5 protein-coding genes are annotated in these 7,127 nt (G+C 72.4%); 3 read left to right on the top strand and 2 right to left on the bottom strand.

Annotation, left to right across the window (positions count from 1 at the left end; translation table 11 throughout):
* Positions 1 to 171: 171 nt before the first annotated feature.
* Positions 172 to 1,155, top strand: coding sequence for an ATP-binding cassette domain-containing protein (locus tag ACWC2B_RS12795; protein ID WP_450716488.1), 984 nt, complete (start codon positions 172 to 174; stop codon positions 1,153 to 1,155).
* The gene (locus ACWC2B_RS12790) at positions 1,152 to 1,946 is read left to right on the top strand and encodes an ABC transporter permease (RefSeq protein ID WP_450716487.1); all 795 of its coding nucleotides are present in this window, start codon (positions 1,152 to 1,154) and stop codon (positions 1,944 to 1,946) included. The genes ACWC2B_RS12795 and ACWC2B_RS12790 overlap by 4 nt, the downstream gene beginning before the upstream one ends.
* Here ACWC2B_RS12790 and ACWC2B_RS12785 read toward each other — a convergent pair.
* A complete protein-coding gene (locus tag ACWC2B_RS12785) occupies positions 1,924 to 5,085 on the bottom strand; it encodes an ATP-binding protein (RefSeq protein WP_450716486.1) in 3,162 nt (1,053 codons plus the stop codon). The two genes, ACWC2B_RS12790 and ACWC2B_RS12785, sit on opposite strands and share 23 nt — an antisense overlap.
* A gap of 360 nt (positions 5,086 to 5,445) precedes the next feature.
* Between ACWC2B_RS12785 and ACWC2B_RS12780 the strand changes: the two genes are divergently transcribed.
* Complete coding sequence (locus ACWC2B_RS12780; protein WP_450716485.1) at positions 5,446 to 6,312, top strand: AraC family transcriptional regulator; 867 nt, start codon at positions 5,446 to 5,448, stop codon at positions 6,310 to 6,312.
* Between the two features lie 44 nt (positions 6,313 to 6,356).
* On the opposite strand, the gene ACWC2B_RS12775 is transcribed toward ACWC2B_RS12780, so the two are convergent.
* Entirely contained in the window at positions 6,357 to 7,064 is a 708-nt protein-coding gene (locus ACWC2B_RS12775; protein ID WP_450716484.1) for a GntR family transcriptional regulator, read from the bottom strand.
* Between the last annotated feature and the right edge of the window lie 63 nt (positions 7,065 to 7,127).

Here is a 7,127-nt window from a genome sequence, read left to right as displayed (position 1 = left end):
GGGCGTTTCGGCAACGCGGCATGGGGGTCCCCCCTGGCCCTTAAGGCCTTGGGGGAGTGCGTGCCAGACGCCCCGGGCCCGGGCGGGGTTCAGACGCAGGCTCTCAGCCGCCCAGGGCCCTGAAACCGGCCTGAAACCGCGCTGAACCCGGTCCGCCGCAAGCTCTGCGGCATGACCTCGACGACGAACGAACTCGCCATCGCAGCCACCGGGCTGCGCAAGGCCTACGGGGACAAGACCGTCCTCGACGGCATCGACCTGGCCGTCCCGGCGGGCACCGTCTTCTCGCTGCTCGGCCCGAACGGCGCCGGCAAGACCACCGCCGTGCAGATCCTCTCCACGCTGATCACCGCCGACGCGGGCGAGCTGTGGGTCGGCGGACACAACCTGGCCTCGCACCCCCAGTCGGTACGCGCCGCGATCGGGGTGACCGGGCAGTTCTCCGCGGTGGACGGCCTGATCACCGGCGAGGAGAACATGCTGCTCATGGCGGACCTGCACCACCTGTCCCGCCGCGAGGGACGCCGGGTCGCAGCCGAACTCCTCGAACGCTTCGACCTCGTCGAGGCGGCGAAGAAGCCCGCCTCCACGTACTCCGGCGGCATGAAGCGTCGCCTCGACATCGCCATGACGCTGGTCGGCAGCCCGCGGATCATCTTCCTCGACGAGCCGACCACCGGCCTCGACCCGCGCAGCCGGCACAACATGTGGAACATCATCCGCGGCCTCGTCGCGGGCGGCGTCACCGTCTTCCTCACCACCCAGTACCTGGAGGAGGCCGACGAACTCGCCGACCGGATCGCGGTGTTGAACGGCGGCAAGCTCGTAGCCCAGGGCACCGCGAACGAACTCAAGCGGCTCGTCCCCGGCGGCCACGTCCGGCTCCGCTTCACCGACCCGGCCGCCTACCGGTCCGCCGCCGCCGCACTGCGCGAGGCCACCCGCGACGACGAGTCACTGTCCCTCCAGATCCCGAGCGGCGGCAGCCAGCGCGAGCTGCGCGCCATCCTCGACTGGCTCGACTCGGCCGGCATCGAGGCCGACGAGCTCACCGTGCACACCCCCGACCTCGACGACGTGTTCTTCGCCCTGACCAGCCACCCCACCGCAACGCCCGCCGCCGCCCCGGCCGCCCAGAAGGAGAACGTCCGATGAGCTCCCTGTCCCTCGCCGTACGCGACTGCTCGACGATGCTGCGCCGCAACCTGCTGCACGCCCGGCGCTACCCGTCGCTCACCCTGAACCTGCTGCTCACACCGATCATGCTGCTCCTGCTCTTCGTCTACATCTTCGGCGACACCATGAGCATGGGCATCGGCAGCGGCGGCCCCGACCGCGCCAAGTACATCGCCTACATCGTCCCCGGCCTGCTCCTGATGACCATCGGGTCCACCGTGGTCGGCACCGCGATCTCCGTCTCCAACGACATGACCGAGGGCATCATCGCCCGCTTCCGTACGATGGCGATCCACCGCGGGTCGGTGATCGTCGGGCACGTCATCGGCAGCGTGCTGCAGTCGATCCTCAGCGTGATCCTCGTCGGCGCCGTCGGCGTGGCCATCGGCTTCCGCTCCACCGACGCCACCGTCCTGGAGTGGTTCGCGGCCCTCGGACTGCTCGTGCTCTTCTCCCTCTCCCTCACCTGGATCGCCGTCGGCATGGGCCTGATCAGCCCGAACGCCGAGGCCGCCAGCAACAACGCGATGCCGCTGATCCTCCTGCCGCTGCTGTCCAGCGCCTTCGTGCCGCTGCACTCGATGCCGGGCTGGTTCCAGCCGATCGCCCAGTACCAGCCGTTCACCCCGGCCATCGAGACCCTGCGCGGCCTGCTGCTCGGCACGGAGATCGGCAACAACGGATGGCTCGCCATCGCCTGGGCGCTGGGCCTCACCGTCCTCGGCTACTTCTGGTCGAAGGCGAAGTTCAACCAGGATCCGCAGCGCTGATGCCGCGCAGCAACCGCGCGGCGGCCGCCTCAAGCTCGCCCCGCCCCAGGGCGGCGTACTCCGACACCGCGTCGGCGTACGCCGCCCCGTCGGCGTTCTCGGCGGACTCCCGGGCCCGGACGGTGGACATCGTCGGGAACTCCCGGCGCACGCGCAGCCGTTCGGCGAGCGCGAGCAACCGTACGCCCGTGGCCTTGTCGCCCTTCGCGATCTCGGCGAGGCCCACGGCGAACAGCATCGTGCCGGCCACCGGCAGCTCGACGGGGCCGTCCTCCGGACGCTGTTTCGTCAGCAACTCACTTACGCGCAGGCGCAGTTGGGCGTCGAGTTCGGCAACCGGTTCAAGGCGGCCGTGCCGGGCGTGCGCGGCCACGGCGGCCGACTGGACCTGCAGGGACCACGCCTGCACGAACGGATCGTTGGCATGCGCCATCTCGTCGACCTCGCGGATCTGCCGCACCGCCTGCCGCCACAGCCCGAGCCCCACTTCGGTCAGCCCCCGCAGCAGCGCGATCTCCGCGCGGTCGGCGAGATCCGGGCTGAAGGCCCGCACCGACTCCGGCTCCGATTCGAGCGTCGCCAGGTTCAGCCAGTGCTCGGCCTCATCGACGTCACCGAGCTGCAGACACGCCAGGACGAGCCCCCAGCGGACGCCGACCGTGTCGTGCCAGCCGGCCGAGTCGGACCAGTCACCGGTCCGCTCCAGGACGTTCAGCGCGGCCATCAGATGCCGGTACGCCTCCTCGCCCCGCTCGCTCTGCAGGCACAGCTCACTGATGCGGCCGTGGCCGAGCATCTCGGTCGCCGGATTGCGCACCTGAGCCAGGGCTTCGAGGCCCCGGCGGGCCGAGTCCAGCGCGCGGTCCATCTCGTGCTCGTGCTCCCACACATAGCTGGCGAAGCACTCGGCGACGCCCGCGAGCAGCGGGTGCTCGGAGTCGCACAGCTCCAACAGCCGCGTGTAGTGCGGCGGGCGCACCTCCGGCAGGACGCGCAGCACCCGGTCCATGGCCTTGAGCAGAGTGTCCGGCTCGGCGGGCGGCAGCCTGCGCAGGGTCACCAACTGGCGTACGGCGTGCGGCCCGTAGCCCATGAACAGGCTCAGCGCGCACACCACGGCCGCGTTGCGGGCCGGCTCGATGTCGTCGGGGCCCGGCCGGAAGTGGGAGAGCGGCCCCCCGGAGTCGGCGGCGAGGTCGGTGAGGCGGGTGTAGTTGGAATCGGTGGCCCACAGCGATGCGAGCACGGCGGTGAGGGCCGCGATGGCGGGACAGTCCTCACGGGCCAGCGCGTGCCGCAGCGCGAGGACGAGGTTGTCCTGCTCCGTCCTGATCAACTCCCAGACCTTCAGGGAGTCGGCGGCGAACAGCGCGTCGTTGTGCATCCGGCCGAAGTCCCGCGCCCAGGCGAGGAAGCGGTCGGTGACGAGCTCCTCCTCACCCGCCTCCGCGCGGCGTCCCGCGCTGAACTCCCGTACGGTCTCCAGCATGTGGAAGCGCACCCCGGACGCGGTGTCGGCCGCCTTGATCAGCGACTGGTCGGCGAGCTGCTCCAGGAGGAACAGCGCGTCGTCCCCGGCCAGCAGGTGCTCGGCCGCGTCCTCGGTGAAGCCACCGGGGAACACCGACAGGACGCGCAGGGCGGCCTGGGCCTCGGGCTCCAGGAGGTTCCAGCTCCACTCGACGACGGCGCGCAGGGTCCGGTGGCGTTCCGGTACGTCCCTTCCGCCGCCGCGCAGCAGCGCGAACCGGTCCCGCAGCCGCCGCGCGATCTCCGGCACGGACAACACCCGCACCCGCGCCGCGGCCAGCTCCACCGCGAGCGGCAGGCCGTCCAGCTGGCGGCACAGCTCCTCGACGGCCCGCTCGGGCAGCTCCGCGTCGGACCGCGCGGCACGGGCGCGCTGGCGGAACAGCTCCACGCTGGATACGAGACCCAGCTCCGGCAGCGCGTACACGGACTCCGAGGTCAGGCCCAGCGGAGCCCGGCTGGTGGCGAGCACCCGCAGCTCCTTCGAGGCCGACACCAGGGCCCGCACCAGCTCGGCGGCACCCCGGATGACGTGCTCGCAGTTGTCGAGGACGAGCAGCGCGGGGCCCTGGCCCAGCGCGCCGACGATGCCGGCGACGATCCCGGCGGGCCCCGGTGTGCGCACGGCGACGCCGAGCACCGAGGCGACCTCGGCGGCCACGTCGTCGTCGAGGGTGACACCGGCGAGCGGCACGAAGTGCACCACCCGCTGCTCGGCCGCGCGGCCCACCGCGTGCGCGAGCCGCGTCTTGCCGAGCCCGCCGGGTCCGACGACGGTGGCGACCCGGGCGCTGCGCAGCAGCCCGGTGACCGCGGCGACATCGGCGTCCCGGCCGAGCAGCGGGTTCGGCTCATGCAGCACGCCGTGCCGGACGACGGGGGCCTCGCCGCGCAGCAACTCCTGGTGGATCGCCTTGAGTTCACGGCCCGGGTCGGCCCCCAGCTCGTCGCGCAGGGCGCGGCGGTAGGAGTCGTACCGGGTGAGCGCCGCGGCGGGGCCGGCGGTGGCGGCCTCGCAGCGTATGAGCTCGGCCAACACCTCTTCGTCCCGGGGCAGTTCGCGGGCGAGCTGAGCCAGGGGCCTGACCGCGTCCGCCCGCCTGCCGACCCGGGCGAGGGCGAGCGCCCGGGCCCGCACGAGCGTGCGGTGCGCTCCGGCCCGGGCGAGGCACAGGGCGGCGACAGGATCCCGCAGGTCCTCCCCGTCCCCGCTCGCGACGGCTCCGTCCCACAGCGCGAGCCCGGCCTCGGCCTCGGCCAGCGCCTCGCCGTGCTCACCGGCCCGGGCCCGCGCCTCGCTCGCCGCGGCGTGCAGCAGCAGGGCGGAACTGTCGACCTGGTCCTCGGCGAGCGCGAGCCGGTACCCGGCCGGGGTGCTGGCGATCACGTCCGCGCCGAGCTGCGCCCGCGCCCGCGACACCAGGACCTGCACCGCCTTGCCCGGCCGCTCGGGCTGCTCCTCGGGCCACAGCCCCTCAACCAGCCGCCCGGTGCTGCAGCCCGCCCGCAGATCTTCGGCAAGCAGCGCGAGGAGGCCGCGCAGCCGGGGCGCGGTCACTTCCTGGCCCCGGTAGGCGACGCGCGTAAGCAAGGTCAACTCGGTGGTCACCCGTGCAGAGTAGCCACCGGCGGGGTTTTGAGCCCCCACCCCACCCCTTCCCGCTGTGACACTCTGCGGCTCCGCCACGTGGCCTCCGGGGGTGGGGAGGGGTGAAGCCGGATCTCCTGGGGCTCCGCCCCAGACCCGGTGCGGGCCAGCATCGACGCTGTTAGGGGCGCGGGGAACTGCGCGACCAGCCGACCACGGCCCGAGGCCGAAAGCGGGTTAAGGGGCGCGGGGAACTGCGCGAAGTGGCCGTGCTCGGCATGGGCGGCACTCGGGGACCCGATCGGGGCGGGCACAGAATGTCGGGTCGGGCAGGGTGGGCCGCTCCTAGCGTGGAGCGCGTAAGGAAGGAAGGGGGCCGGGATGCTGAAGCGGCTCAACCAGGCCATGGAGCACATCGAGGACCGGCTCGACGGGGACATCGACGTGGGCGAACTCGCCCGCATCGCGATGACGTCGGAGTATCACCTCCGGCGGCTGTTCTCCGCGCTCGCCGGGATGCCGCTGTCGGAGTACGTGCGGCGCAGGCGGCTGACCGTCGCGGGCGCCGAGGTGCTCGCCGGGCAGCGCACGCTGCTCGATGTCGCGGTGCGGTACGGCTACACGTCGGGGGAGGCGTTCGCGCGGGCCTTCCGTGCCGTGCACGGCGTCGGCCCGGGCGAGGCCCGCCGCACCGGCGCGGCCCTGCGGTCCCAGCCCCGGATGTCCTTCCGCCTCGTCGTCGAAGGGAGTACCAGCATGCGGTACCAGGTCGTGGAGAAGGAAGCGTTCTACCTGGTGGGGAGGAAGGCGCGGGTTCCGCTCGTGCACGCGGGGGTCAACCCGTCCATCGCCGAGTTCATCCGGAGCATCGGGCCGGAGACGGCGCGGCGCATCCACCAGCTGTCCGACCAGGAGCCGGAGGGCATCGTCTCGGCCTGCGACGACCTCGACCCCAGCCGGGCCGAGGGCACCGAACTCGACTACTGGCACGCCGCGTTGACCCAGGAGGCCCCGCCCGAGGACCTCGACTCGCTCCTCGTGCCCGCGGGCACCTGGGCCGTCTTCGAGAACACCGGCCCGTTCCCGGAGGCGCTCCAGCACCTGTGGCGGGACGTGTTCACGGAGTGGTTCCCGTCCAACCCGTACCAGAGCCGCCCGGGCCCGGAGATCCTGCGCACCCGGCCGACGGAGGTGGGCGACACCACGGACGCGGTGCTGTGGATCCCGATCGAGCGGACCGGATCCTAGGACTCGTGACGGGACCGAGAGCGGGACCCATCAGCGAGACGGGCTCAGCGGCTCGCGCCCAGGCGGCGCTTCGGCTTCGGCTCCGCGGCCTCGCTCCGCGCCCACAGGGAGCGGACGTGGCCGAGGTGGCGGGTCATGCACTTCTCGGCGGCCCGGGCGTCGCCGGCCAGCATGAGGTCGAGGAGTTCGACGTGCTCCTCGGCGGAGGGGATGAGCTCGTCGCGCTGGTCGAGGGCGGTCAGACCGTACAGGCGGGAACGCTTGCGCAGGTCGCCGACGGTTTCCACCAGGCGCTCGTTGCCGCCCAGGGCGAGCAGCGAGAGATGGAACTGCCGGTCTGCCTCCAGGTAGCCGATGAGGTCGTGGTCGCGGGCGGCCCGCACGATCTCCTCGGCGACCGGCCGCAGGGCTTCGAGGTCGGCGCGCTCCGCGCTGCGGGTGATGCGGCCGACCATGGGGACCTCGATCAGTGCCCGGATCTCGGTGTACTGGTCGAGGTCGCGCTCGTTGACCTCGGTGACCCGGAAGCCCTTGTTGCGGACCGGCTCCACCAGGCCCTCGCGCGCGAGGTCGAGCATGGCCTCGCGCACGGGGGTCGCGGAGATCCCGAAGTCCTCGGCGAGGCCGGGCGCCGAGTAGACCTGGCCGGGGCGGAGCTCGCCGGAGATCAGGGCGGCACGCAGCGCGTGGGCGACCTGGTCGCGCAGGCGCTCGGTGGTGGTGATGACCTTGCTCTGCTTCAGGTGACCCATGCTGCTGTTCCTCCGTACCGAGCGGAGACCCAGAGTACAATGTCACGTTGCTTTTTAGAGCCT

This window comes from Streptomyces sp. NPDC001415, assembly GCF_053597395.1.
This window is presented reverse-complemented; position numbering and strand designations above follow the sequence as displayed.

What these genes read in the sequence shown, in the direction of transcription:
- ACWC2B_RS12795 (WP_450716488.1), top strand. Translation starts at nt 172, where the DNA reads ATGACCTCGACGACGAACGAACTCGCCATCGCAGCCACCGGGCTGCGC.
- ACWC2B_RS12790 (WP_450716487.1), top strand. Translation starts at nt 1,152, where the DNA reads ATGAGCTCCCTGTCCCTCGCCGTACGCGACTGCTCGACGATGCTGCGC.
- ACWC2B_RS12780 (WP_450716485.1), top strand. Translation starts at nt 5,446, where the DNA reads ATGCTGAAGCGGCTCAACCAGGCCATGGAGCACATCGAGGACCGGCTC.
- ACWC2B_RS12775 (WP_450716484.1), bottom strand. Translation starts at nt 7,064, where the DNA reads ATGGGTCACCTGAAGCAGAGCAAGGTCATCACCACCACCGAGCGCCTG.